Origin of the sequence: Vibrio sp. 10N.222.54.A3 (genome assembly GCF_041474095.1) — a bacterium.
Taxonomy (GTDB): Bacteria; Pseudomonadota; Gammaproteobacteria; order Enterobacterales; family Vibrionaceae; genus Vibrio; species Vibrio crassostreae_C.
Genome location: NZ_JBFRTN010000041.1, coordinates 35,199 through 60,106, shown reverse-complemented (window position 1 = coordinate 60,106; position 24,908 = coordinate 35,199). Strand labels below are relative to the sequence as shown.

At 45.5% G+C, this 24,908-nt stretch carries 20 protein-coding genes and 10 tRNA genes; 2 read left to right on the top strand and 28 right to left on the bottom strand.

Annotated features, from left to right (window positions below; all coding sequences use genetic code 11):
* Positions 1-267 precede the first annotated feature (267 nt).
* The 5 genes from rplS to ffh form a co-directional block, all read right to left on the bottom strand.
* Complete coding sequence (gene rplS, locus AB4507_RS09850; RefSeq protein WP_004735514.1) at positions 268-621, bottom strand: 50S ribosomal protein L19; 354 nt, start codon at positions 619-621, stop codon at positions 268-270.
* Between the two features lie 59 nt (positions 622-680).
* Positions 681-1,421 carry a tRNA (guanosine(37)-N1)-methyltransferase TrmD gene (gene trmD, locus AB4507_RS09845; RefSeq protein WP_102319880.1) on the bottom strand — a complete coding sequence of 247 codons (741 nt, stop codon included), beginning with the start codon at positions 1,419-1,421 and terminating at the stop codon, positions 681-683.
* Positions 1,422-1,447: 26 nt separating this feature from the next.
* Positions 1,448-2,002 carry a ribosome maturation factor RimM gene (gene rimM, locus AB4507_RS09840; protein WP_017063236.1) on the bottom strand — a complete coding sequence of 185 codons (555 nt, stop codon included), beginning with the start codon at positions 2,000-2,002 and terminating at the stop codon, positions 1,448-1,450.
* Positions 2,003-2,026: 24 nt separating this feature from the next.
* On the bottom strand, positions 2,027-2,275 hold the full coding sequence (gene rpsP / locus AB4507_RS09835; protein WP_004410028.1) for a 30S ribosomal protein S16: 249 nt from the start codon (positions 2,273-2,275) through the stop codon (positions 2,027-2,029).
* 212 nt (positions 2,276-2,487) lie between these two features.
* On the bottom strand, positions 2,488-3,882 hold the full coding sequence (ffh, locus tag AB4507_RS09830) for a signal recognition particle protein (RefSeq protein ID WP_010435884.1): 1,395 nt from the start codon (positions 3,880-3,882) through the stop codon (positions 2,488-2,490).
* Positions 3,883-4,082: 200 nt separating this feature from the next.
* On the opposite strand from ffh, the gene AB4507_RS09825 reads away from it, so the two are divergent.
* Positions 4,083-4,877 carry an inner membrane protein YpjD gene (locus AB4507_RS09825; RefSeq protein ID WP_019825854.1) on the top strand — a complete coding sequence of 265 codons (795 nt, stop codon included), beginning with the start codon at positions 4,083-4,085 and terminating at the stop codon, positions 4,875-4,877.
* Positions 4,878-5,004: 127 nt separating this feature from the next.
* Complete coding sequence (locus AB4507_RS09820) at positions 5,005-6,276, top strand: HlyC/CorC family transporter (RefSeq protein ID WP_017068872.1); 1,272 nt, start codon at positions 5,005-5,007, stop codon at positions 6,274-6,276.
* Between the two features lie 115 nt (positions 6,277-6,391).
* Here the strand turns inward: AB4507_RS09820 and luxS are convergent, their stop codons facing one another.
* The 23 genes from luxS to recA all read right to left on the bottom strand — a co-directional run bounded on the left by luxS (position 6,392) and on the right by recA (position 24,826).
* Positions 6,392-6,910, bottom strand: a complete 519-nt coding sequence (luxS, locus tag AB4507_RS09815; RefSeq protein WP_017056597.1) for an S-ribosylhomocysteine lyase — start codon at positions 6,908-6,910, stop codon at positions 6,392-6,394.
* 24 nt (positions 6,911-6,934) lie between these two features.
* A complete protein-coding gene (locus tag AB4507_RS09810) occupies positions 6,935-7,585 on the bottom strand; it encodes a hypothetical protein (RefSeq protein WP_017629422.1) in 651 nt (216 codons plus the stop codon).
* Positions 7,586-7,595: 10 nt separating this feature from the next.
* Entirely contained in the window at positions 7,596-9,164 is a 1,569-nt protein-coding gene (gene gshA, locus AB4507_RS09805; protein ID WP_017068871.1) for a glutamate--cysteine ligase, read from the bottom strand.
* A 99-nt stretch (positions 9,165-9,263) separates the two neighbouring features.
* Positions 9,264-12,122, bottom strand: coding sequence for a M16 family metallopeptidase (locus tag AB4507_RS09800; RefSeq protein WP_372182578.1), 2,859 nt, complete (start codon positions 12,120-12,122; stop codon positions 9,264-9,266).
* A gap of 9 nt (positions 12,123-12,131) precedes the next feature.
* Positions 12,132-12,593 (bottom strand): YqaA family protein, encoded by a 462-nt coding sequence (locus tag AB4507_RS09795; RefSeq protein ID WP_017059555.1) that lies wholly within the window; start codon positions 12,591-12,593, stop codon positions 12,132-12,134.
* A 6-nt stretch (positions 12,594-12,599) separates the two neighbouring features.
* On the bottom strand, positions 12,600-13,553 hold the full coding sequence (locus AB4507_RS09790) for an NADP-dependent oxidoreductase (protein WP_048605767.1): 954 nt from the start codon (positions 13,551-13,553) through the stop codon (positions 12,600-12,602).
* A 171-nt stretch (positions 13,554-13,724) separates the two neighbouring features.
* Complete coding sequence (locus tag AB4507_RS09785) at positions 13,725-14,855, bottom strand: sodium ion-translocating decarboxylase subunit beta (RefSeq protein WP_019825842.1); 1,131 nt, start codon at positions 14,853-14,855, stop codon at positions 13,725-13,727.
* Between the two features lie 9 nt (positions 14,856-14,864).
* Complete coding sequence (gene oadA / locus AB4507_RS09780) at positions 14,865-16,640, bottom strand: sodium-extruding oxaloacetate decarboxylase subunit alpha (RefSeq protein WP_017059560.1); 1,776 nt, start codon at positions 16,638-16,640, stop codon at positions 14,865-14,867.
* Positions 16,641-16,671: 31 nt separating this feature from the next.
* Positions 16,672-16,929, bottom strand: coding sequence for an oxaloacetate decarboxylase subunit gamma (locus AB4507_RS09775; protein WP_004741884.1), 258 nt, complete (start codon positions 16,927-16,929; stop codon positions 16,672-16,674).
* A 375-nt stretch (positions 16,930-17,304) separates the two neighbouring features.
* A tRNA-Arg gene (locus tag AB4507_RS09770) sits at positions 17,305-17,381 on the bottom strand.
* Between the two features lie 81 nt (positions 17,382-17,462).
* Positions 17,463-17,539 (bottom strand) — tRNA-Arg (locus tag AB4507_RS09765).
* Positions 17,540-17,596: 57 nt separating this feature from the next.
* Positions 17,597-17,673 (bottom strand) — tRNA-Arg (locus AB4507_RS09760).
* Between the two features lie 58 nt (positions 17,674-17,731).
* Positions 17,732-17,808, bottom strand: a tRNA-Arg gene (locus AB4507_RS09755).
* A 79-nt stretch (positions 17,809-17,887) separates the two neighbouring features.
* A tRNA-Arg gene (locus tag AB4507_RS09750) sits at positions 17,888-17,964 on the bottom strand.
* An 80-nt stretch (positions 17,965-18,044) separates the two neighbouring features.
* Positions 18,045-18,121 (bottom strand) — tRNA-Arg (locus AB4507_RS09745).
* A 67-nt stretch (positions 18,122-18,188) separates the two neighbouring features.
* Positions 18,189-18,265: transfer RNA gene (locus AB4507_RS09740), tRNA-Arg, on the bottom strand.
* An 89-nt stretch (positions 18,266-18,354) separates the two neighbouring features.
* A tRNA-Ser gene (locus AB4507_RS09735) sits at positions 18,355-18,447 on the bottom strand.
* A 44-nt stretch (positions 18,448-18,491) separates the two neighbouring features.
* Positions 18,492-18,568, bottom strand: a tRNA-Arg gene (locus AB4507_RS09730).
* Positions 18,569-18,611: 43 nt separating this feature from the next.
* Positions 18,612-18,704: transfer RNA gene (locus tag AB4507_RS09725), tRNA-Ser, on the bottom strand.
* Between the two features lie 474 nt (positions 18,705-19,178).
* Positions 19,179-19,376: a carbon storage regulator CsrA gene (gene csrA / locus AB4507_RS09720; RefSeq protein WP_004415691.1), complete on the bottom strand. Its 198-nt coding sequence runs from the start codon at positions 19,374-19,376 to the stop codon at positions 19,179-19,181.
* A 92-nt stretch (positions 19,377-19,468) separates the two neighbouring features.
* Positions 19,469-20,650, bottom strand: a complete 1,182-nt coding sequence (locus tag AB4507_RS09715; protein WP_017063224.1) for an aspartate kinase — start codon at positions 20,648-20,650, stop codon at positions 19,469-19,471.
* A gap of 220 nt (positions 20,651-20,870) precedes the next feature.
* Entirely contained in the window at positions 20,871-23,453 is a 2,583-nt protein-coding gene (alaS, locus tag AB4507_RS09710) for an alanine--tRNA ligase (protein WP_017063223.1), read from the bottom strand.
* Positions 23,454-23,785: 332 nt separating this feature from the next.
* Positions 23,786-24,826, bottom strand: coding sequence for a recombinase RecA (recA, locus tag AB4507_RS09705; protein ID WP_017056586.1), 1,041 nt, complete (start codon positions 24,824-24,826; stop codon positions 23,786-23,788).
* Positions 24,827-24,908: the final 82 nt, after the last annotated feature.

The following is a 24,908-nucleotide window of genomic DNA, read 5'->3' as shown; positions in this document are numbered from 1 at the left end:
GAGTAGCGAGTAGCGAGTAAATTTTGAAGGGTTGGCGTTTAACGTCAATCCTTTTTTATTGCCTATAACACGGCGCTAGTAGAGATTCCCTACTCCTTCCTTCGTCAGTCTAGGGAATGACGGTTAAATATGAGTTTCGTCTGGTTTGTCATCCTCAAGAGTGAGGTACGAGCGAATTGGGGATCTCTTACCTGCTAAGCTCCAAATAACAGACACAAAAAAGCGGAGCCAAATGGCTCCGCTTTTATCGATAGAATGCAAAAAGAATTACTTCTTAGTAAGCTTCTCTTTAATACGAGCTGACTTACCAGAACGCTCACGTAGGTAGTACAACTTGGCACGACGTACTGCACCACGGCGTTTAACTTCGATGCTATCAACCATTGGAGAGTGAGTTTGGAACGCACGCTCTACGCCTTCACCGTTCGAGATCTTACGAACTGTGAATGCAGAGTGTAGACCACGGTTACGAATAGCGATTACAACGCCTTCGAAAGCCTGTAGACGCTCACGGTCACCTTCTTTTACCTTAACCTGAACTACAACAGTGTCACCTGGTGCGAATTTAGGAAGGTCTGATTTTAGTTGCTCTTCTTCAAGAGCCTTGATGATGTTGCTCATTTGTATAAATTCCTAGAATAAACTGATACTAAATTTAATAGGTTACTGCTTGCTTTTCGTTAAGAGCGTTGCTCTTTAATGAATTCAGCCAGTAATTGTTCCTGTTCGTCAGTCAGAGCTAGGTTTTCCAGGAGTTCTGGTCTTCTTAGCCAAGTTCGGCCCAACGATTGTTTTAATCGCCAGCGACGAATGTCCTTATGGTTTCCAGACTTGAGTACCGATGGTACATCTTTATCGTCTAGCACCTCAGGGCGCGTATAATGGGGACAATCTAGCAAACCATTTGCAAAAGAATCTTCTTCTGCTGAAGCGAAATCTCCAAGTACACCCGGAACAAACCGAGATACTGAATCAATCAGCGTCATGGCTGGCAGTTCGCCACCCGTCATCACAAAATCTCCAATCGACCATTCTTCGTCAACTTCAGATTCAATGATGCGCTCATCTACCCCTTCATAGCGACCACAAATAAGAAGTAAATTCTCGTTTGTTGCCAGCTCTTCAACACCTTTCTGGTCGAGTTTACGACCTTGAGGTGAAAGATAGATGACTTTCGTCTTTCCCGGTGCTGCTTGCTTGGCAGTTTTGATAGCGTCGCGCAAAGGCTGAACCATCATTAACATGCCAGGACCACCACCGTAAGGTCTGTCATCAACAGTGCGATGTTTATCATGAGTGAAATCACGAGGATTCCATGTCTCAATAGATAAAAGACCTTTTTTAACCGCTTGACCTGTTACTCCAAAATCAGTAACAGAACGGAACATTTCAGGAAAAAGGCTAATAATGCCAACCCACATGTGTTCTCTCGCTCTGTAATTTGGAGTTAGAATCCAGGATCCCAGTCAACTTCGATCCGGCGAGCTTCGCGATCAACTTTCTTGATCACTTGCTCTTCAAGGTACGGTACTAACCGTTCCTTTTGGCCAAAAGCATCTTTAAGATTTGCTTTGATTACTAGAACATCGTTCGAGCCAGTTTCTAATAGGTCAGTGACCTCACCAAGGTCGTAACCTTTAGTGGTAAAAACTTGCATACCGAACAATTCGCGCCAGTAGAATTCATCTTCTGACAATTCAGGTAACGAAGCAGGGTCAATAGCAATTTCAAAGTTAGTCATCAGTTGCGCGTCTTCACGAACATCTAATCCCGCTAGCTTACATACATAACCTTGGCCATGACGTTTCCAGCTCTCAACTTTGTACTCAACCCACTTACCCTTTAGGTTTAAATACCAAGGGCTGTAATCAAATATGCTTTCAGCATTGTCTGTGTAGGAGAACACTTTAAGCCAGCCACGAATACCATAGGTAGACCCAAGTTTACCCATGACAATTCTATTGTTTTGCTCGCTCATAGTTTCTTTACCCTTCATCGACATAAGCTATTTCTCTTTAAAAAAGAATTAAGCCGCTTTTTGAGCGTCTTTAACTAGCTTAGCTACACGATCAGATAGAGATGCGCCTTGACCAACCCAGTGGTTAACACGATCTAGGTCTAGACGTAGACCTTCTTCTTGACCTTGAGCAGTAGGGTTAAAGAAACCTACTTTCTCGATGAAACGGCCAGTTGCAGCGTTACGGCTATCCGCAACTACGATTTGATAAAATGGGCGCTTCTTTGCACCGTGACGTGCCAAACGAATGGTTACCATGTCGTCCTCTTTGCTTTCTTAATAAAATAATTAACCCCAAGTATAAGTAAATAGCTTGGGGTCTCGTGCCAAATTAAAGCCCCGGAATTTTACTCTTATTCCGGTGCAATGCAAGGGCTTTAGCTATTTTTTCACCAACATAGCTGCCGTACACTTTCTGTGACACGGCTAACACTATGAAAAGTAACGTAGCTAAAGCTTACATTTGTAGATTATCGACCAAACGGGTTAAAGCCACCACCCATTCCGCCCATACCTCCACCGCCGCCCATCATGCCTTGCATGTTGCGCATCATGCCTTTCATGCCACCTTTCTGCATCTTCTTCATCATCTTCTGCATTTGGGTGAACTGCTTAAGCATACGGTTTACATCTTGTACCTGTGTACCAGAACCAGCGGCAATACGCTTTTTGCGAGAGCCTTTGATTAGGTCAGGGCGTTGACGCTCTTTCATGGTCATAGAGTTGATGATCGCTTCCATTTGCTTGAACATCTTGTCATCAACTTTATCTTTAACGTTATCTGGTAGCTGAGACATGCCTGGAAGCTTATCCATCATGCCCATCATGCCGCCCATGTTTTGCATCTGACCTAGTTGTTCACGGAAGTCTTCAAGGTCAAAGCCTTTCTTCTCTTTGAACTTCTTAGCCAGTTTCTCTGCTTTCTCGGTATCAACGTTTTTCTGTAGGTCTTCAATAAGAGACAGAACGTCGCCCATACCTAGGATACGAGAAGCAACACGATCTGGGTGGAACGGTTCTAGTGCGTCAGTCTTTTCACCAACACCTAAGAACTTAATCGGTTTGCCTGTGATATGACGAACAGACAGAGCTGCACCACCACGCGCATCACCATCAACTTTCGTCAAGATAACACCGGTTAGTGGTAGCGCATCGCCAAAGGCTTTTGCAGTATTCGCAGCATCTTGACCTGTCATTGCATCAACAACGAACAGTGTCTCTACTGGTTTAATTGCAGTATGAAGCTCTTTGATCTCGCCCATCATCTCTTCATCGATAGCCAAACGACCAGCAGTATCGACAAGTAGCACGTCGTAGAATTTCTTCTTCGCGTGGTCGATTGCAGCGTTTGCAATATCAAGAGGCTTTTGGTCAGCTGAAGATGGGAAAAAGTCTACGCCAACATCGCTTGCTAACGTTTCAAGCTGTTTGATCGCCGCTGGACGGTAAACGTCGGCAGATACAACCAAGACTTTCTTCTTGTCACGCTCAGTTAGAAGCTTAGATAGCTTACCTACCGATGTGGTTTTACCCGCACCTTGTAGACCCGCCATTAAGATAACGGCTGGCGGCTGCGCTGCTAGGTTAAGAGCCTCGTTAGACTCTCCCATCACCGCTTCAAGTTCAGCTTGAACGATCTTAATAAATTCTTGACCAGGCGTTAGAGATTTAGAAACCTCAACACCCACAGCGCCTTCTTTTACGCGCTTAACAAAATCGCGGACAACGGGCAGTGCAACGTCGGCTTCAAGTAGCGCCATACGTACTTCACGCAGCGTCTCTTTAATATTGTCTTCGGTCAGACGACCTTTACCGCTGATGTTCTTCAGCGTTTTGGATAGACGATCCGTTAAATTATCAAACATAGTTTTCTCTTCGCTCAAAACTGCGACTATTACTGTGAGTATACATTAGCGCGGATTAGAGTCATACCCGTTGTAGAGCGTTAATCATCCGTGCTTGTGATGTGAGACATTATTCACTTGGAATTGAATGAGGTTCGCCATAGCCCCAAAGAGCGATGCGAGGTATAATTCGCCAATTAGTAATCATTTAAATGGATACCATGGACAGTCTTATTGCGATCGCAGCAGCCTTTCTTTATACAATGGCGATTTCCACGATCATTCCAGGTCTCGTGCACCAAACAGGAATCCGTGTAAAAACGGTGTTTATCAGCGCATTACTTGCTCTAGCTTTCCATGCTTGGTTGCTTGGCGATTTAATTTTTAATGCCAGTGGTCAAAACCTCAGTATCTTGAACGTTGCTTCATTAATCAGTTTAATCATATCTGTGGTTATGAGCGGCGCTATGCTCAAAACTCGTTTGTGGTTTATCTTGCCCGTCGTTTATAGCTTCGCTGCACTGAACTTGATGGCTGCTACTTTTCTTCCAAGCACCTTCATAAAGCATCTAGAGAATGACCCTAAACTGCTCGTTCATATCTCTTTGGCTCTATTCTCATACGCGACACTGACTATCGGCGCGCTATACGCCCTGCAACTCGCGTGGCTAGATCACAAACTTAAAAAGAAAAAAGCGTTGGTGATCAACCCTAACCTACCTCCTTTAATGATGGTGGAAAGACAGCTTTTCAAGATCATTTTGATTGGTAATGGTTTATTAACGGGTACTTTGCTGACTGGCCTTATCTTCGTACAAGATATGTTTGCTCAAGGAAAGGCGCACAAAGCGGTATTGTCTTTTATCGCTTGGGTTATCTACTCCATCCTTTTATGGGGTCACTACCAAAAAGGTTGGCGTGGACAGAAAGTCACTTGGTTCGCACTTGCCGGCGCCAGCATGCTCACATTGGCCTACTTCGGTAGCCGCTTCGTTCAGGAAATCATCCTGAACTAGTCTGTAAAATAAAGGCAAGGTCTCACACACCTTGCCTTTAAAATATTGAGTCCGTTAGATTCAATTGACATCTCGACCATGTTCGGTCATAAATTAATCAAGATACACAAATAGGAAAAGAATAGTTTTGGACGACATATCAACGGGTATCTTATTTGCGCTACTCGCGTGTCTCATTGTAATTTCTGGTTATTTCTCTGGTTCCGAAACGGGCATGATGTCCTTGAACCGCTACCGTTTAAAGCACTTGGCCAATACGGGTCATAAAGGTGCCAAACGCGTAGAAAAACTTCTGAACCGCCCAGACAGATTGATTGGCCTCATTCTCATCGGCAACAATCTCGTCAACATTCTTGCATCTGCGATCGCTACTATTCTTGGTATGCGCATCTACGGGGATATCGGTGTGGCTATCGCTACTGGTACCCTGACTCTCGTGATCCTCGTATTCGCCGAGGTAACCCCAAAGACTATCGCTTCTCTATTTCCTGAACGTGTCTCTTACGCCAGTAGCATCCTTTTGATGGTGCTGATGAAGGTACTGTCACCGTTGGTGATTTTAGTTAACTTCATTACCAATGGCTTCATTCGTATCTTAGGTGTCAAAGCCAGCCATGATGCAACCGACCACTTGAGCTCCGAAGAGCTTAGAACCGTGGTAAATGAAGCCGGTAGCTTAATCCCTCAACGTCACCAAGATATGTTGGTGTCTATTCTGGATTTAGAGCACGTCACCGTGAACGACATCATGGTGCCGCGTAATGAGATTACTGGTATCGACATCAATGACGATTGGAAATCGATCGTTCGTCAACTTACCCACTCGCCTCATGGTCGCGTAGTGCTGTACCGTGACCAAATAGATGAAGTGGTCGGCATGCTTAGGCTGCGTGAAGCTTACCGTCTGATGCTTGAAAAGAACGAATTCAATAAAGAAACCCTGTTGCGTGCCGCGGATGAGATCTACTTTATTCCTGAAGCGACACCACTCAATATTCAACTGCTTAAGTTTCAACGCAATAAGCAGCGCATCGGTTTGATTGTTGATGAGTATGGCGACATCAATGGTTTGGTTACATTAGAAGATATTCTAGAAGAGATCGTAGGTGAGTTTACCACCTCAATCACCCCAAGCTTATCTGAAGAGATTACTCCGCAAAGCGATGGCAGCTTCTTGATTGAAGGCAGTGCCAATATCCGAGACATCAACAAAGGCTTACAGTGGGCACTGCCTACCGATGGCCCAAGAACTCTGAATGGTTTGATACTGGAACACCTTGAAGATATTCCAGAGAGTCACCTCAGTGTTCAGGTAGCCAGCCACCCAATGGAAATTGTTGAGCTTGAAGAGAACCGCATCAAACTGGTTCGCGTGTTCCCACAGATCGTGAACGGCTAACTGAGTTATCACTGAATCTCTGTCTCGCCCTAAAATACGTTGACGAAAAAGGCCCGGTTCATTGAACCGGGCCTTTTAGTATCTAACTCGCCCTATCTAGGGTAGCTATCAATGACTAGTCGATCTTAAGCTCTTGCAGCATAGACTCTGGCAGTGCCAGTTCATCATTCTTGTTTACAGAGATGCCTGCAGCGATGATCGCATTCGCGATCTCTTTCGCTTCATCCAAAGAGTGCATTGCCGCGGTACCACATTGGTATTCGTTCAGCTCAGGGATCTTATTCTGGTTCTCAACTTTCAGTACGTCTTGCATCGCTGCCAACCAACCGTCAGCCACTTGTTGTTCTGTAGGCGTACCAATCAGGCTCATGTAGAAACCAGTGCGACAGCCCATCGGTGAGATATCGATGATCTCTACATCTGAACCGTTCAATTGATTACGCATGAAACCAGCATATAGGTGCTCTAGAGTATGGATACCTTTCTCAGATAGGATGTCTTTGTTTGGCGCAGTAAAACGCAGGTCAAACACAGTGATGGTATCCCCTTTTGGGGTTTGCATTGTTTTAGCAACACGAACGGCAGGTGCGTTCATGCGTGTGTGATCAACAGTGAAACTATCTAATAAAGGCATTGCTCTTCTCCATGACGGCTGGCTTTAGAAAAACCAGCTTCGATTGTCTTCTAGTTCTTTGCGGCACTGTTTCAGCTGCCATCCATAATCTTTTGCTTGCTGTTCGACTTTGCGCGCCACCTTAATTAGCGATGGCTTGCTGTTGTATGACTTACGCTTATAACCACCACGGCCTTCATGATAAGCCAGGTATTGGTTATATGGGTCCCATAGTGAGATGCCCAATTGACGACGCGTCTCGCTGGTATACCAACCGATGAACATCAATGCATCATCAAAGTTGGTTCTTGAACCACCGTTATTGGTCGCCTTTTGGAAGTCTTCCCAAGCAGGATCTTGAGCTTGTGCATAACCGTAGGCACTGCTTACACGCCCCCACGGTATAAAGCCAAGAATGTAATCTTTAGGTGGGCGCGCATCATGACGATAGCTACTCTCTTGTTTCACAAAAGCCATCGCAACGTTAATCGGCGTTCCCCATTCTTCTTGCATATCCAAGGCATCTTCATACCATGAAGGGTGCTCTCGAAAGATGCTACACAAATTATCTTGCTGCTTTGGCGGTGGCGTTGCACATCCAACCAACAGGCTAGAGACAACACCAACAGTCACTACAGGTAACCATTTACTACTCACTCGAGTAGGCTGACCTAATAAGGCTTGCTTCCTTTCCACCAAAGTCTCGCTATGCTTTTAAATACGAAAAATAATCCGCTAAGAAGCTATCAAAATCTTGAGTGCTTGCTTCTTCACTTTGTTGCTGAGCAATCACAGAACGTTGAACTTCTGCTTCCATCAACTCAGCTGAATATACTTTGTATTGGTGAGCTTTGTGTTGCTGAGCGTACGTTTTACCTAACGCGCAACCCACTTTACCTAAGCCGCCCAATTTTTTGGTCTCTTCTAGCAACTGGCCAGAAATAGTTAGCTCAGGGTTATCAATCCAAGCCTCAAGCGTATCGCATGTTTCTTGGTATGCACGACCGCCTTGTTCTGCGTCCATCATTTCGGCAATAGAGCGTAGATCTTTAAATACACGCTTCGCCCAATCTTGCAGAGACAAGCGCTCGCCATGACAACCAATTTGCAGCTCTAGACCAGCTTGACGACCTTCTAAGATCACCTTGTTCCAGTTGTCGCGCCAGCACTCAAGTTCGCAGTTATCCATCTCAGCAGAGTCTGTTAGTACACTCCACGTTAGGAATAGATCCAAGAAGCGAACTTGCTGTTCGGTGATACCGATTGAGCTGAATGGGTTTACATCGAGAGAACGCACCTCGATGTACTCAACACCGCCGCGAGCCAACGCTTCAGATGGCTTCTCACCACTTTTTGCCACACGCTTAGGACGGATTGGAGCGTAAAGCTCATTCTCAATTTGCAGTACGTTGCTATTTAGCTGACGGTATTCACCATCAACCTTAGTGCCAATTTCGGCGAATTCTTCTGATGGCGTACGAATCGCTTGATTCAAACCTTCAAGGTACTGACCCAGGCTGTTGAAGCCAATCTTCAATACACTTTGCGCACTGTTCGTGTAGCCAAGGTCGCTCAGGCGCAGTGCCGTTGCTTTTGGCAGATACAATGTCTCACCAACCTTTTCAAAAGGTAGGTTTGTTTCTCTTCCTTTGATGAAAGAAGAACATAGCGCAGGTGAAGCACCGAAGAAGTATGGGATTAACCAACCAAAGCGGTAGTAGTTACGAATCAAACCGAAGTAAGCATCTGACTTAGATTCACAACGCGCTTCTTCAGTTTGCTCTCCAAACAGGCTATCCCAAAAGCTTTCTGGGAAAGAGAAGTTGAAGTGAACACCAGAGATAATCTGCATCAGGCTACCGTAACGACGTTTTAGGCCTTCACGATATAAGGTCTTCATCTTACCGTTATTCGAGGTGCCGTATTGCGCTAGCTGAATGTAATCTTCACTGCCAACGTAACAAGGCATAGAAAGCGGCCATAGTTTTTCGCCGTCTAACTTGGTTTGCGTGAAGTGATGGATATCAGACAACTGATTCAAAAGCGTCGGAACGTCGTTAGAAACAGGCGTGATAAATTCCAGTAGCGACTCAGAGAAATCGGTCGTTACCCATTCGTTCATCAACGCAGATCCCAAAGCCTCAGGGTGCGGCCCAGTAGCAAGGTGCCCATCTTCCGTGTAGCGTAATGTTTCCCTTTCAACACCACGACCAAATTGAGAGAAGGTCTTAGGGTTGGTTGCAACTTGCTTTAGTCGCGCAGCAAAATCAGTCAAAATTCAGTTCACTTATCTTATATTGTTCTGATTAGAACTATCATAAATTAGGTTGGAGGAGAAAAGTAGAGTCTCTTCCCTCCCCCTTTAATGTGTACTCTAACGAATGATTTCAAGCTCTTCTATTGGAATATCTAACTTTTCTAATTGCGGGCGAAGCGAAGTCGCGTCACCAACAACGATTATTTGATAATCATTCGGGTCAAACCATTTCTTAGATAGCTCGTTTAAGCTCTCTTTTGAAACCGTTTCAACTATCTGATTACGCTGTTGTAGGTAATCTTCATCAAGGCTCAATGCAACAATATTACTCAACAACCCCGCCTTTTGACTTGGCGTTTCGTATTTAAGTGCATCTTGTTGACCGACGGCAAGGCGCATAAATTTCACCTCTTCGTCAGTTAATCCACTTTGGCTAAACTCATTCAGCTCATTAATAAACTCTTGAATCGATGGAACCGTCGCATTCGCCCTTACCTGCGCGCTAAATACCACTGCGCCAGTTTCACGAGTACTTGCGAAGTAACCGCTTGCACCGTAAGTGTAGGCTTTGTCTTCACGTAGGTTCTGGTTGATACGGCTATTGAAGTTGCCCGCTAAGTTAAAGTTAGCTAACTGGCTCAAATACAATTCGCCCGTCGCATCAAACGGCAGGCCCTTACGAACCAAGCGAACAATGCTTTGCGGCGCACCCGGTTTATCAACTAAGTACAGGTGCTGACCAGAAAGCTCTTTAACGATCTGTGGACGCGTTAATGGTGCCGCATCGCCTTGCCACTCTTCAAAGAATTGTAGCTGTTTCCCTACCTCTTTCTTCGAGATGTCTCCCACCACAATAATATTGGCACCTTCTGGTGTGTAATGTTGCGCATAGAATTTTTTCACATCGTCTAAGGTCAATTTCGATAGAGATTCCTTAGTACCATCACTTGCACGAGCAAAAACAGTGTCACCAAACAGCACTTCACGGGTTGCTTGAGAAGCCATCCAGCTTGGCTGCTGATGCTGATACACAACGCCTTCTAGCATCTGTTTCTTAACGCGCTCAAAATCTTGCTCATCGAACTTAGGATCGAATAGAACCTCTTGCACAATCGCTAAGGTTTGAGGCAAGTTTTTCTCTAGCGTCGAGACTGAAATATCTGTGGTGTAGCTGCCCGCACTAATGCTCACGCTGCTACCAAGTTTATCTAAGGTCGCTTGTAACTCTTCAACGGTTCGTTTAGTTGAGCCTTCTTCCATCATCGAAGCCGTTAGGTTCGCTAGGCCTTCTTGCCCTTTGCGAACATAGCGTTCGCCTGCAGGCAATTGAATTTGCAGCTGTACTGTCGGCGTTTCACTGGTCACGGTACCAATTAAGTCAGTGCCATTTGCAAAGTGCATGCGGTACAACTCAGGCATGGTCGCCTCAACACCAAAGTTCACTTCTGGCATCACACTGCGATCAAAGGTATCCGGTGCCTTTCTGAAATCCAGTTGATCTTCCGTCACCTTGCTGTATTCCGGCAACGTACGTGGTGGCGTGGTAAAGGTCGCTTCACGAACCGCCAAATCGAGCTTTTTCTTAGGAACCACACTCAAGGTAACCTTGTGCTTACCTTCGATGAAATCTTGGTATGCCTTGCTCACGCTCTCAGGCGTCACCGCTCGGATTTGATCGAGTTGTGATTCAATGCGATCAGGCTGACCATAGAAGGTTTGGTTCGACGCGAGTTGCGACACCTTACCTTTAACGCTTTGCAATGCAAAAACAGCATTCGCTTCGGCCATGCCAGTGATCTGGTCTAAACGCTCTTGCTCAACGCCCTCTTTCGAGAATTGCTCCAGGGTATCCATCAGCTCTTTATTGAGAACCGTCAAATCGCCTTTTTCACCTGAGTTGCCCATTGCATACACGTACATGGTACACGCCAACTCAGCACAATCATGGAAAGAGCCAGCGCTGACGGCCTTCTGCGTTTTTACGAGGTTTTGATATAGGTAACTGTTGGTACCTGAACCTAACACGTTAGACAATGCATTCAGTGAAGCTTGCGTCTCTTCACCGCGATACGTTGTTGGCCACCCCACCAGCACCATCGGCTGACGAATATTGTCTTCTAAGGTGATGTATTTATCTTCTGTTAGAACAGCAGGTTGCTTCTCTGCCGCCTTCACTTCAGGGCCTTGAGGAATTGAACCAAAGTACTTGTTAACCCATTCTAGCGTGTCATCAACGTCGATATCACCACCAATCGTTAACACGGCATTGTTTGGGCCGTACCAACGCAGGAAGAACGCTTTAAGATCATTCACGTCAACACGGTCAAGATCTTCAACATAGCCGATTGGTTGCCAAGAGTAAGGGTGACCTTCAGGGTAAAGCGCTTCGCCCATGCGTTCCCACATCAAGCCGTAAGGACGATTTTCGTAGCTCTGCGCTCGCTCGTTCTTGACCGTGCCTCTTTGAACCTCAAATTTCTTCTGAGAAACAGCATCCAACAAGAAGCCCATTCGGTCTGATTCTAACCACAACATTTTCTCAAGTTGGTTAGAAGGAACAGTTTCAAAATAGTTGGTGCGGTCACGGTTGGTCGTGCCGTTTAACGAGCCACCCGCTTCGGTAATGATCTTAAAGTGCTGTTGGTCACCAACGTTCTCTGAACCCTGGAACATCATGTGCTCAAAGAAGTGAGCAAATCCCGACTTGCCTATCTCTTCACGTGCTGAACCGACGTGATAAGTTACATCAACATGCACCAACGGATCGGAATCATCAGGGGAAAGAATAACTGTCAGACCGTTTTCAAGCTGATACTTGGTGTAAGGAATCACTACTTTATCTTTAGAGGGCTTAACCTCTTCTAACAGAGTGACACCTTCAGGTAACGAGGAAAAGAAGGGCGTTGAGCTAGGTACATTGTAAGAACAGCCAGCAATGGCGATAAGAGAAAATGTACCAAGTAAAACCTTTTTCATAGGTTCTCCTTAGAAAAAACCGAAGTAGATAGCAGCAAGTAAGCTATAGCGAGCGGCTTTGCCAATCGCTATCAAAATAACGCTAGGGATGAATTTCATTCTTAGCCAACCCGCAGCGAGACACAAAGGGTCACCAATGATCGGTAACCAACTAAATAACAGTGTCCAGTAGCCATAACGACTCAGCCAAGCCATAGCCTTATGACCATGCTTTTCAGATTGAGTTCGATTAGGCAACCACAAACCAATCCAATAGTTAGTCAGGCCGCCTAAGGTATTGCCTAATGTCGCCACCAGAATGATCGATGAGGTTGAAAACTGATCTAAGCTCAATGCAGCCACAAGGCTAGCTTCTGAACCACCGGGGAGTAACGTGGCACTCAAGAAGCCACTAATGAAGAGTACCCACAGCGCCGAGTCCGAGAACCACAGCGCGATATTTTCAAAAAGGGAGTTAAAAAATTCTAACACTGCCTATCAACTTTCTTGCATTTTAAGTAGCACCTTGCCTCTGGTGTGTCCGGTTTCAACCTGCAGGTGCGCCGACTGCGCCTCGTCTAATTGGTAGATACCTTGAATTTCTGTTTTGAGTAATCCGACACTGACCATGTAAAGCATAGTGTCCATTTGCTCAGGGCTTGGTTCAACCAGCATGCCTGATGCAGTAAAACCTAATAGTGTGGCTTTTTCGCAGATAAGTTCTGCAGATAGAGTCGGCACAGTCACGACTCGCGCGCCATCTTTTAGGCACTTCAATGCATCAAGCGCGGTATCGCCACCGACCAAATCAATCAACACATCGACATCAGATACTCTTTCTGATGCTGGCGCAAACTTATAGTTAATCGCGTGAGCACCTAGCGTCGCAAGGTAATCAAGATTGGCTTCGCTGCAGGTTGTGTAAACCTCAGCTTTTGCTGCCACTGCAATTTGAACCGCAAGGTGACCAACGCCGCCCGCGCCCGCTAAAATAAGCACGCGGTCGCCTTCTTTCACTTCGGCTTTGTTGAGCGCTTGTGCCGCTGTTTGACTCGCAAGTGGTAATGCAGCTGCCGCTTCTAGAGTGACAGAATCAGGAACCATACTTAATGCAGCTTCTGGAACACACACATATTGGCTGTAACCGCCACCTTGCAGTGGAAAACCAATAAAGCCAGCCACGTTATCACCAACAGTAAAGCGTTCAGCCTGTTCGCCTAGCGAGACAATTTGCCCTGAAATATCGTAGCCAGGCACCCAAGGCAGGTTATCTTTGTTTTGTGCTGCCGCCCAACCAAGACCCGCTCGGGTTTTGACATCAATCGGATTAATGCCTGAAAAGGAAACTTTAACCACCACTTCTCCAGCCTTAGGCTCAGGGATCGCACTGGTTTGAATACTTAGGTTTTCGACGCCGCCGAATTGAGTAATCGCAATCTGTTTATTTTCCATTCCACATTTCCTTGATTGATAAAAGCCCTAGTGAGCAAGCACCCTAATTAATAAAAAGAAAGGGATGCGAAAGCATCCCTTTGACTATAAACCATTTAATAAGGCTAAGTTAACCGCTCATTCGTAAATTGACGACCAATTAACGTAACGATACATGACCCAGCAAATCCACTAGCCCACGAGAGCTAATAGAATGCCCGCCGCAACCGCACTACCAAGTACACCGGCTACGTTCGGACCCATTGCATGCATCAATAAGAAGTTCTGAGGGTTTGCCTCAAGACCAACCTTGTTCACAACACGTGCCGCCATTGGAACCGCCGATACGCCAGCTGCGCCAATCAGTGGGTTGATGTCCTCTTTCGAGAATCGGTTCAACACCTTAGCCATCAATACACCACCCGCCGTACCGATACTGAACGCGACCGCACCTAAACCTAGAATACCCAGTGTTTCTAAGTTCAAGAACGTATCCGCTTGAAGCTTAGAACCAACCCCTAGACCTAGGAAAATAGTTACAACGTTAATCAGTTCGTTTTGAGCTGTTTTTGAAAGGCGATCAACCACACCCGCTTCACGCATTAAGTTACCCAAACAGAACATACCAACTAGAGGTGTTGCTGAAGGTAGGAACAAAATCGTCATCAGTAGTACAGCAAGCGGGAAAAGAATCTTCTCGGCTTTGCTAACGTGACGAAGTTGAGCCATCTTAATTTTGCGCTCTTCAGGAGACGTTAACGCTTTCATGATTGGTGGCTGAATGATAGGAACCAAAGCCATGTAGCTATAAGCCGCTACTGCAATGGCACCTAAAAGATCCGGAGATAACTTGCTTGCCAAGAAGATCGCAGTTGGGCCATCGGCACCACCAATGATCGCAATTGACGAAGCATCGGCCATCGAGAACTCCATTCCTGGAACGTAGTTCAGCAAGATCGCGCCAAATAGCGTCGCGAAGATACCAAACTGAGCCGCAGCCCCTAGCCACAACGTTTTAGGGTTCGCAATCAACGCACCGAAGTCCGTCATCGCACCAACACCCATAAAGATCAGCAGTGGGAAAATACCTGTCTCAATACCAATGTAGTAGACGTAGTAGAGCAAACCACCTGGATCAGTAAACCCAGCATTTGGAATGTTTGCTAATACAGCACCAAAACCAATAGGCAGTAGAAGTAACGGTTCAAATCCTTTACGAATTGCCAAAAACAACAGTAAGCAACCAACCAGCATCATACAGATCTGGCCGAACTCAAAGTTCGCAATCCCTGTTTCAGACCATAAGGTCATCAATCCTTCCATGGTACTCCCTTACGCTAAGCTTAGTAGTGGAGCGCCTACAGTAACTGCATCGCCTTCTTTAACATTCAATTCTTGAACGATACCACCACGAGCAGCACGAACTTCCGTTTCCATCTTCATCGCTTCTAGGATTAGTAGAACGTCGCCTTCAGAAACCTCAGTACCCGCCTGAACGTTTACTTTAAAGATGTTACCCGCCAATGGAGCTGGAACCGCTTCAGCGTCAGACGCTGCTACTGGTGCAGCCTGAGCAGGTTTTGCAGATGGCGCCACCGATGTCAGTTCACCTTGTGGGCCAACTTCAACATCGTAAACTTGACCATCAACCTTCACGCTGTAGCTTTCAATACCACCAGAAGCTTGTACAGGAGCTGCAGCAACTGGAGCCGCAACTTCTAGCGTTGGTGCAGGTTCAAATGCTTCAGGATTACGACGGTTCTTAAGGAACTTAAGACCCACTTGTGGGAAGAGCGCGTAAGTCAGTACATCATCAACCGTATCTTCAGCTAGAGAGATACCCTCTGATTTCGCTTTCTCTAACAGATCCGTCGTTAACGTATCCATTTCAGACTTAAGTAAATCAGCAGGACGACAAGTAATCGGCTCTGCACCGTCTAGAACTTTCGCTTGCAGTTCAGCATCCACTTCAGCAGGAGCTTGACCGTATTCACCTTTCAGTAGACCAGCAGTCTCTTTCGTGATGCTCTTATAGCGTTCGCCCGTTAAGACGTTAATAACCGCTTGAGTACCGACAATCTGAGAAGTTGGTGTTACTAAAGGAATGTAACCAAGCTCTTTACGTACGCGTGGGATCTCTTCTAGAACTTCATCCATGCGATCGGCGGCGCCTTGCTCTTTAAGCTGGCCTTCCATGTTAGTTAACATTCCGCCAGGAACTTGAGCGATTAAGATGCGAGAATCGACACCTTTTAGCTGACCTTCCCATTTCGCGTACTTTTTACGTACATCACGGAAGTAAGCCGCGATGGGTTCGATTTGGTCTAGTTTAAGATTCGTGTCGCGCTCTGTACCTTCTAACATCGCAACAACCGTTTCGGTTGGCGTATGACCGTAAGTACAGCTCATTGAAGAAATAGCGGTATCTAGAATGTCGATACCCGCTTCAACGGCTTTAACCGCTGTTGCAGTCGATAGACCAGTTGTCGCGTGGCTATGCAGTGCCAGAGGAACGTCACACGATGCTTTGATACGTGTAATCAGCTCTTCTGCTTCATACGGCTTTAATAAACCTGACATATCTTTGATACATAGTGAGTGACAACCTAGGTCCTCTAGGCGCTTAGCCAAATCAACCCAAGTATCTGAATTGTGGACCGGACTGGTTGTGTAAGACAACGTACCTTGAGCGTGGCCACCAACGTCGATCGTTGCTTTCACTGCTTTTTCAAAGTTACGCACGTCATTCATCGCATCAAAGATACGGAATACGTCCATGCCGTTTTTATGGGCACGTTCAACAAATTTTTCTACTACATCATCCGCGTAGTGACGGTAGCCCAATAGGTTTTGACCACGCAGTAGCATCTGCATTGGTGTGTTTGGCATCGCTTTTTTCAGCTCACGCAAACGCTCCCATGGATCCTCGCCAAGAAAACGGATACACGAATCAAACGTCGCGCCGCCCCAAGTCTCAAGTGACCAGTAACCGACTTTATCCAGTTCTGCCGCAATTGGCAGCATATCTTCGATACGCATACGAGTAGCAAATAGTGACTGGTGCGCGTCACGAAGTACCACATCTGTGATAGCTAGTGGTTTAGACATGCTCATAAACTCCTTTTTAATCCTTTAAATACTACTTAGCAGTAGACGCACGGTATTGATGAACCGCGGCCGAAATTGCAGCCACTACCTGTGGACTAACAGCTGAAGGGTTTGATTGTGATTTTTGAATTTTTTTAGGTGCTGCGATCGGCTCTGGTACTTCTTCTGGTACCAGTTTTGACATCAACCGAACGAGGTAAACTAGAATAGTTAGGAAAATAAAGACAACGGACATCCCCGTTATCATTAGAGTCGCCGCATCTCCTAGCAGGCTTCCAATATTAGTCATGTTGCTTCCTTTCTTCGTCATCCTGACATACGTACAGGATTTCAGCGAATAGTGATCCCGACCCATGGATTATCTCGATTGGTAAAAGTTTGTCAATTTTGTTTAAGGTTCTGTTACGGATAACGCACACATAAGGTTAATTATTCGCCTATCAGATCACATAAATCTGTCAAATACGTCATTTTTAGATATTTAAACTGTGACTTAAACGGGGCTTTTCTGGGAATTGATATGAGAAAGGTGGAATAACAAAGAAGAAATCAAGAACTACTTTAAATACAACAAGTTAAACAACGAACAAATTTAACATTGTCGCAACAAATTTGCAGCAGACATAAAAAAAGCCTCGTATAAACGAGGCTTTTTCTAATAATGTGGCGCGCTCTGGAGGATTCGAACCTCCGACCGCCTGGTTCGTAGCCAGGTACTCTATCCAGCTGAGCTAAGAGCGCACGGTTTTAATATCAATTCATTGTTACTCACAACGTATCAATATAAGGATTTCATTCTCATAAGAAAGAAGCCCTAAATAGTGGCGCGTCCTGGAGGATTCGAACCTCCGACCGCCTGGTTCGTAGCCAGGTACTCTATCCAGCTGAGCTAAGGACGCACGGTTTTCGATATCAGTATTTCCAATATCAGGAGCTCACAAGGAAACCCTAAAGAGTGGCGCGTCCTGGAGGATTCGAACCTCCGACCGCCTGGTTCGTAGCCAGGTACTCTATCCAGCTGAGCTAAGGACGCGCAGTTTTCGATATCGGTATTCCCAATATCAGGGGTTCATAAAAGAAACCCTAAATAGTGGCGCGCTCTGGAGGATTCGAACCTCCGACCGCCTGGTTCGTAGCCAGGTACTCTATCCAGCTGAGCTAAGAGCGCACGGTTTTAGTATCAATTCGTTGTAAACAACAACTCAATACAAGGATTTCTGTTCTTATAAGAAAGAAGCCCTAAATAGTGGCGCGTCCTGGAGGATTCGAACCTCCGACCGCCTGGTTCGTAGCCAGGTACTCTATCCAGCTGAGCTAAGGACGCACGGTTTTTGATATTAATTCTCGACGAACGATTTATCAATATCAGGATTCACATTCTTATAAGAACTAAACCCTAAATAGTGGCGCGCTCTGGAGGATTCGAACCTCCGACCGCCTGGTTCGTAGCCAGGTACTCTATCCAGCTGAGCTAAGAGCGCACGGTTTTAGTATCAACTTAGTCAATACAAGGACTTTCATTCTTAAAAGAAATAAACCCTTAAATAGTGGCGCGTCCTGGAGGATTCGAACCTCCGACCGCCTGGTTCGTAGCCAGGTACTCTATCCAGCTGAGCTAAGGACGCACGGTGTTCATTCATTAAGAATGAAGTTGTGAAATATATCACATTCTTCTTGCTACGAAGAAAAAAAAAGGCCATCGGCCTGTAATGAATGGCGGTGAGGGAGGGATTCGAACCCTCGATGCAGCTACAAACCACATACTCCCTTAGCAGGGGAGCGCCTTCGGCCACTCGGCCACCTCACCTAATTCATTATTCTCAAATCACTTACAAGTAAGAGAAGAGAGAATGGCGCGTCCTGGAGGATTCGAACCTCCGACCGCCTGGTTCGTAGCCAGGTACTCTATCCAGCTGAGCTAAGGACGCACATTTACATTGTCTAAATTGCTAATTTTAGACTCGCAAGAAATGGCGGTGAGGGAGGGATTCGAACCCTCGATGCAGCTACAAACCACATACTCCCTTAGCAGGGGAGCGCCTTCGGCCTCTCGGCCACCTCACCGTCTTGCGGAGGCACATATTACGTTTTACCGAAAATATGTCAAACACTTTATTGAAAAAAATTGGACAAAAACACTCAACCGTTTGCTATTTAATCAAAGCGCTTGCAAATTGAACTTATAAGATTCAAATCGCGCTTTTTCCCTTAAAAATTAAGGTGAAAGATTGGCAATAATAAACAGCCGAAAACAATTATCTAATTTCTCCAGCAGCAAGTGCTACCGCTGATGGCACAATACTACGGGATGCGTATTTTCGCCATAGGGGAAGCGAATAAATCTTGAGTTTTGCCAAACAAAATACAGAGCAACAGTTCTGTTCAACCTTGTCTGTATCTCGCAGCATCACAAAGCATTCACTTCACCACTTTGAGACCGATCCGTTATCCAACCCATCTATGTCCCAATCAGTGTTTCGGTTCCCCAAGATCAAAAAAGGCTAGCAACAATGCTAGCCTCTTCTCTACGCAAAAGTATTAGTAGTTGCCAGATGCAACGTTACCATTACCTTTTTCAGCTTGAATGCGCATGTAGATCTCTTCACGGTGAACAGATACTTCTTTAGGTGCGTTAACACCGATACGTACTTGGTTACCTTTAACGCCTAGTACAGTAACTGTTACTTCATCACCAATCATCAGTGTTTCGCCAACGCGGCGAGTCAAAATTAGCATTCTTTGCTCCTTGAGTAATCTCTAAATTTATCTAGCTACGAGAGCATTATCCAACAAAAGTTATATTTTCGTAAACTATCGATTGAGTTTATTTAACCAAAATGCACTTCTTTTTTAGGATAACCCTGTGTTTCACGCGCTACGATGTATGCATTGTGTAATATGTTAGCAGCCATATCGACTTGCGTTGGTGATATCACCAAAGTTAAAGACTGCTGCTGCAATAAGTGATGCTGTACATCAATTTCGCCTTCAGACAACAATCCATGTGAACTGACCACAATTTCTTGTGTTCGGCTTCCTACCACAGTTAACAAACTAACCTGTTCACTATTACGGATTTTCTCAGCAAAAACTAGTTTTAATTTGGCACTTATGTCTTGTTTAATAATGAGTGCTGCCCGTTCTGTTTCCTCGATCACACTACAGACTTCGATCCCCAACAGTTGGCAATGTGAAATGAAAGACGGTAAATCTTCATTCAAACACTCGATACGCACCATATCTCTTTGGATGGCGATGCCAGCAATATCATTCAAACACTGATTACCCGCGATCAATGTGCCCTCGCCTTGTTCAAAGCTTGAAAGCACTCGCAATGACACGTTGTGCTGCCATGCATACTGAACACAAGGAAGGTGCAATACCTTAGCGCCTCGGCGAGCCATCTCTTCCATAGAAGGAAAGTCTAAAGTATCTAATTTCTGAGATTGTTTTACGACTCTAGGGTCACAAGAGTAAACACCATCTACATCAGTATAGATCTGGCATTCTTTCGCCTGCAAGGCACCTGCAAGCGCGACCGCTGTAGTATCTGAACCACCGCGGCCTAATGTCGTGATATCACCTTTCGCATTGAATCCTTGAAAGCCTGCAACAATAACAATCTGGTTGTCATCTAGCAGAGCTTGAATCGGAGCAGTATCAATACGCTCAATCGCCGCATTATTATGATTAGAATCCGTGTGTATCTTGGCTTGATAGCCAGTCATCGATGTCGCTTCATAACCTAACTTGTGTAACGTCATTGCTAACAAGGCCATGGAAACTTGCTCGCCAGCCGTTAACAACACATCCAGTTCTCTAGCGTTTGGTACGCTATCAACTTGCGTGGCTAAATTAACTAACCGATTTGTTTCACCAGACATAGCAGAAACGACAACCACGATCTGGTTCCCTTCATTTTTCGCTTCAATGATTTTTTCTGCTACATGATGGATTCGTTCAATTGAACCCACCGACGTTCCACCAAATTTCTGCACGATAAGAGGCATTTTCACCCGTCCTCACCTTCCCAAGACCAATGTCTATATATGACAAAAAAACACACACTCCGCGTCAGGGCGAAGCAATAAAAAATTAACCAAGGAGTCTAACGCCACCATTAGACTTCTTGGTTAATCTCAATCAAACCTTGTTTAAACACACTTCCAATAGGCAAAATAAAAGATGCCCAATCAACTGATTGGGCATCTTTGTATCAATTACTTAAGCTTAAAGACGCTCTTCTAGCCAAGTACGCACAGATTTAAGCGCTTCTGGCAGTGCTGCAACGTCTGTACCGCCCGCTTGAGCCATATCTGGACGACCGCCGCCTTTACCGCCAACTTGCTCAGCAACCATCTTGACGAGATCACCCGCTTTTACTTTGCCGATTAGGTCTTTGGTTACACCAGCAATCAAGCCAACTTTACCGTCTGCTACGTTCGCGATCAGGATGATGCCGCTACCTACTTGGTTTTTAGCGTTATCAACCATAGTACGTAGGTTCTTGTTGTCTGCGCCTTCAATTGCAGCAACCAAAACTTTAGTACCAGAGATGTCTTCTACTTTGCCCATGATGTTTGCGCTTTCTGCAGCAGCCATCTTTTCTTTAAGCAGTTGGATTTCTTTCTCTAGCGATTTCGCTTTCTTAGCTGACTCAGCCAGTTTCTCTTCGTAAGCGTTAGCTTGAGCTTCTACTGCATCTAGTGCAGCTTCACCTGTTACCGCTTCAATACGACGAATACCCGCAGCAATACCACCTTCAGAAGTGATCTTGAATAGGCCGATATCACCTGTGTTTGAAGCGTGGATACCACCACAAAGTTCAGTAGAGAAGTCGCCCATAGATAGAACGCGAACTTCATCATCGTACTTCTCGCCAAACAGTGCCATTGCACCTTTTTCTTTCGCTGACTCGATGTCCATGATGTTCGTTTCAATCACATGGTTCTTACGAACTTGTGCGTTAACTAGACGCTCTACTTCTTTAATCTGTGCTGGTGTTACCGCTTCAAGGTTAGAGAAGTCAAAACGTAGGTTGTCTGGCTTAACTAAAGAACCTTTCTGAGCAACGTGCTCACCTAGCACTTCGCGCAATGCAGAGTGAAGTAAGTGAGTGGCAGAGTGGTTTAGTGAGATAGCAGCTCGACGCTCAGCGTCAACCGTTGCTTCTACTTTATCGCCCTTAGCAAATACACCTTCAACTAGCTCACCGTGGTGCGCAAATGCGTTACCTAGCTTCTGAGTGTCTTGTACTTTGAAAAGACCCGACGCTGTTTTTAGTGTACCAGCATCACCACATTGACCGCCTGACTCAGCGTAGAATGGTGTCTCTTCAAGGATGATGATTGCTTTGTCGCCAGCCGATAGTGAAGCAACCTCTTCGCCGTCAACGAATAGCGCAGAGATTTCACCAGCACCTTCAGTTGCTGTGTAACCACAGAACTCAGTGTTGGTGTCTACTTTGATTGTCGCGTTGTAATCCGTGCCGAATTGGCCTGCTTCACGTGCACGCTTACGCTGTGCTTCCATCGCCTTCTCAAAGCCTTCTTCATCGATAGTAAAATCGCGTTCGCGAGCTACATCGTTAGTAAGGTCAGCTGGGAAGCCGTATGTATCGTAAAGTTTGAAAACTGTTTCGCCGTCAAGCTCTTTGCCTTCAAGTGCATCTAGTGCGTCATTAAGAATAACCATGCCGCGCTCTAGCGTACGACCAAAGTTCTCTTCCTCAATGCGAAGTACTTTTTCAACCAGCTCTTGCTGTTTCTTAAGTTCATCTGCCGCAGAGCCCATCACTTCAGCCAGTACGCCCACAAGTTTGTGGAAGAACACGCCTTGTGCGCCAAGCTTGTTACCGTGACGAACTGCACGACGGATGATACGACGTAGAACGTAGCCACGACCTTCGTTTGAAGGCATAACACCGTCAGCAATTAGGAATGAACAAGAACGGATGTGGTCAGCAATAACGCGTAGCGATTGGTTAGATAGATCGTCATGACCAACAACTTCCGCAGTCGCTTTGATTAGCTTTTGGAATACATCAATTTCGTAGTTAGAGTGAACGCCCTGCATGATTGCAGAAATACGCTCAATACCCATACCTGTATCTACAGCAGGCTTAGGTAGCGGTTCCATTGTGCCGTCAGCGTGACGGTTGAACTGCATGAATACGTTGTTCCAGATCTCGATGAAACGGTCACCATCTTCTTCAGGTGTACCAGGACGGCCGCCCCAGATGTGCTCACCGTGATCGTAGAAGATTTCAGTACATGGACCACAAGGACCTGTGTCACCCATCGTCCAGAAGTTATCAGACTCGAACTGTTTACCGCCTTCTTTGTCGCCAATGCGAACGATACGGTCAGCAGGAACACCTACTTTCTTGTTCCAGATATCGAATGCTTCATCATCTGTCTCGTATACCGTTACCAGTAGACGATCTTTTGGCAGTTGAAGAGTTTCAGTCAGGAATTCCCAAGCAAATCCAATCGCTTCTTCTTTGAAGTAGTCGCCAAAGCTGAAGTTGCCTAGCATTTCGAAGAACGTGTGGTGACGAGCCGTGAAACCTACGTTTTCAAGGTCATTGTGTTTACCACCCGCACGTACACAACGCTGAGCCGTAGTTGCTCGAGTGTAGGCACGCTTTTCGGCGCCTAAGAAGCAATCTTTGAATTGGTTCATACCTGCGTTAGTGAATAGCAGGGTTGGATCGTTATGTGGAACTAACGATGAACTGTCTACGATTTGGTGTTCTTTGCTCTCAAAGAACTTAAGGAACGCGTTGCGAACCTCATCAGTGCTCATGTACATGCAGCTCTTCCTGAAAATAGTCGAGTTAGAATTTTGCCGTATTGTAGATCATGGTTAAGGCTTCGACTAGTTTTCTTGTAGAAAAGACACCCTTGGGCAGGATTTTAGTGGGAATTCGATAAAATGAAGAATATTCCACTATATCTTGCCGTGGAAAAGCAGAACTAAATTGACGACCTAGTACCGAAGAAACTCAGTCAACGAGAGAGATTTGACCAAAGACATGCTCGACGGAGCAGATCCAATAAAAAAGCCCCGCATAAAATATGCGAGGCTTTAAATTCTTTCAAAGCGGATGCTTCTTTCAAACATCCACTCTATAAAACGTGAGCTTATAGCTCTTCGTTTTCTTCTTCTTTCTCTACGTCTTTCTCTTCAAGAACAGCAGGAGTCAGTAGTAACTCACGAAGTTTAGTATCGATCTCTAGAGCAACTTCTGGGTTTTCACGTAGGTATTTACCAGCGTTAGCTTTACCTTGGCCGATCTTATCGCCTTTGTAGCTGTACCAAGCGCCTGCTTTTTCTACTAGCTTATTCTTAACACCTAAGTCGATAAGCTCACCTTCGCGGTTGAAGCCTTTACCGTAAAGGATTTGAGTCTCAGCTTGTTTGAATGGTGCAGCAATCTTGTTCTTAACGACCTTGATACGAGTTTCGTTACCAACAACTTCATCACCATCTTTAATCGCACCAGTACGGCGAATATCAAGACGAACAGATGCGTAGAACTTAAGTGCGTTACCACCTGTTGTTGTTTCTGGGTTACCGAACATCACACCAATTTTCATACGAATTTGGTTAATGAAGATAGCCATACAGTTAGACTGCTTAAGGTTACCCGTCAGCTTACGCATTGCTTGAGAAAGCATACGAGCCTGAAGACCCATGTGGCTGTCGCCCATTTCGCCTTCGATTTCTGCTTTTGGTGTTAGGGCTGCTACTGAGTCAATAACAAGAACGTCGATTGCACCTGAACGAGCCAGTGCATCACAGATTTCCAGCGCTTGCTCACCAGTATCTGGTTGAGAAACAAGAAGTGCATCGATATCAACACCAAGCTTTTGAGCGTAGATAGGGTCTAGTGCGTGCTCCGCATCAACGAATGCACACGTCTTTCCCACTTTCTGTGCTGCAGCAATAAGCTCAAGCGTTAGCGTTGTTTTACCTGATGATTCTGGACCGTAAACTTCTACGATACGTCCCATCGGTAGGCCACCAGCACCTAGTGCGATATCTAGAGATAGAGAACCTGTAGAAATAGTTTCTACGTCCATTGTGCGGTTATCACCAAGACGCATGATAGAACCTTTACCAAATTGCTTTTCAATCTGACCAAGGGCTGCGGCTAACGCTTTTTGTTTATTCTCGTCCATTTCTATCTCCACATAATCGGTTGTCTCAACAAGCGATCTAGAATCTATTTCTAACCCACATAGGGGTGACTAATTGGCTTTC